This is a genomic window from Pseudoroseomonas cervicalis ATCC 49957 (assembly GCF_000164635.1).
GTDB classification, from domain to species: domain Bacteria; phylum Pseudomonadota; class Alphaproteobacteria; order Acetobacterales; family Acetobacteraceae; genus Pseudoroseomonas; species Pseudoroseomonas cervicalis.
This window is the reverse complement of sequence record NZ_GG770966.1, coordinates 1-1,770: the sequence shown is the minus strand read 5'-3', so window position 1 is coordinate 1,770 and position 1,770 is coordinate 1. Positions and strand designations below refer to the sequence as shown.

Here is a 1,770-nt window from a genome sequence, read left to right as displayed (position 1 = left end):
GCGGTGCCGCGGGGCGCGCCGCTGCGCGCAGAGCGCGCGCGCGGCCGTTTTCCCCCGGTGACCAAGGCGCCGATGCGGGGCTATCCTCGCCGCATGATCAGCACGCTCGCCGACCTCCTCGCCCCCGTCACGCCGGAGCAGTTCTTCGCCGAGTACTATGACAAGCAGCCGCTGCATGTGCAGGGCGGCGCGGCGAAATTCGCTTCCGTGCTTTCGTGGCGGCAGATCAACCGCCTGCTCGACCAGACGCATATCTGGTCCAGCCAATCGCTGAAGCTGGTGCTGGACGGCAATGCCGTGCCGCCGGAGCAGTATTGCGGCCGCGCCACCAGCCGCGACAACGCGCAGGTGATGCAGCCCGAAGCGCACAAGGTGGCGGAATGGGTGAAGCGCGGCGCCTCCGTCGTGCTGAACGACGTGGACAGCCTGACGCCCGGCCTCACCGCCGTCTCCGGCGCGCTGGAAGGCGCCGGGCTCGGCAAGGCGCAGGCCAATGTCTACATCTCCTGGCAGAGCCACAAGGCCTTCCCCAGCCATTTCGACACGCATGACGTCTGGGCCGTGCAGGTCGAGGGCGAGAAGACCTGGAACATCTGGGAAGGCCGCGCCGAATGGCCGATCCCGCACCCGGCCTTCCGCAGCCTGGGCCAGGCGCATCACGACCAGGCCAAGGGGAAGCTGCGCGGCCAGGTGACGCTGAAGACCGGCGACCTGCTCTACCTGCCGCGCGGCTGGTACCATGACGCGCTGGCCGAGGCGCCGAGCTCCGTCCACATCGCCTATGGCGTGCACGCGCCGCTGGGCATGGACCTGGTGAACATCCTGCTCGAGCGCGTGCTCTACGAGACCGAGTTCCGCAAGCCGCTGCCGCGCCAGGATGGAACCGCCGCCGCCCGCTTCGCGTTGACCAGCCGTGCGGCCCAGCTCGGGCAGCGCCTGTCGGAGCTGACGCGGGACCCCAAGGTGATGGACGTGCTGGGCAAGTTCGTGGCGGATTACCGCTACCGCCGCGGCGGCAACGACCTGCTGGCGGCGCGTGGCCTGGCCGCGCCCGCCTCGCCCGCCGGCGGCCACGAGGAAAACGCCTTCCGCGTCGTCCAGCCGGGGGTGAAGGCGGTGCGGCGCGGCGCGGAATGGGTGGTGAAGGCGCCGAAGGGCGCCCTGGCCCTCGCCCCCGCCGAGGCCGAGGCGGCCAACTGGCTGCTCGCCCGCCCCGACGGCACCGAGGCCGAGCTGCGCGCCGCGCACCCCTCCATCGACGCCGCCGCGCTGCTGCAGCGCCTGGCCGAATCCGGATTGCTCATCGCCGCATGAAGAAGTCCCTCCTGCTGCTCCTGCCCCTGCTGCTCCCCGCCGGGGCGGCCGAGGCCCAGCCCCGCCAGTTCAACTGCATCGGCGCGGAGCGGCTGGAGGACGACGTGTTCGAGGTGCGCTTCGCCCAGGGCAGCGCCCGGCCGAACGACGCCGCGCGCACCCCGGTCGCCGCCGCCGCCGCCCTGGCCAAGGCGGAGCCGGGGCGCAACATCTGCGTCCTCGGCCACGCGGTGCGCGAGGGCGGGCAGACCACCAGCACCCAGCTCGCCGCCCGCCGCGCGCGCGAGGTGGCCGAGCTGCTCTCGGTCGGCCAGGGGATCGAGCGCGACCGCATCCGCGCCGAGGCGCGCAACCCCGGCTTCGCCAGCCGCACGCCGAACCGCGAGGCGCGCAGCGTGACCATCGTGGTGCTGCCCTCCCTGCCGGGGGCGGAGGCGCCGCCCGCGGCCCGGCCGG

General features: G+C 73.3%; 2 protein-coding genes. Both read left to right on the top strand.

Annotated features, from left to right (window positions below; translation table 11 throughout):
• On the top strand, positions 1–1,314 hold a 1,314-nt coding region (locus HMPREF0731_RS20830; protein ID WP_245538378.1), incomplete at its 5' end, for a cupin domain-containing protein.
• Positions 1,311–1,770: OmpA family protein (locus HMPREF0731_RS20825; RefSeq protein ID WP_040614308.1), on the top strand; the 460-nt coding region annotated here is incomplete at its 3' end. The genes HMPREF0731_RS20830 and HMPREF0731_RS20825, both read left to right, overlap by 4 nt.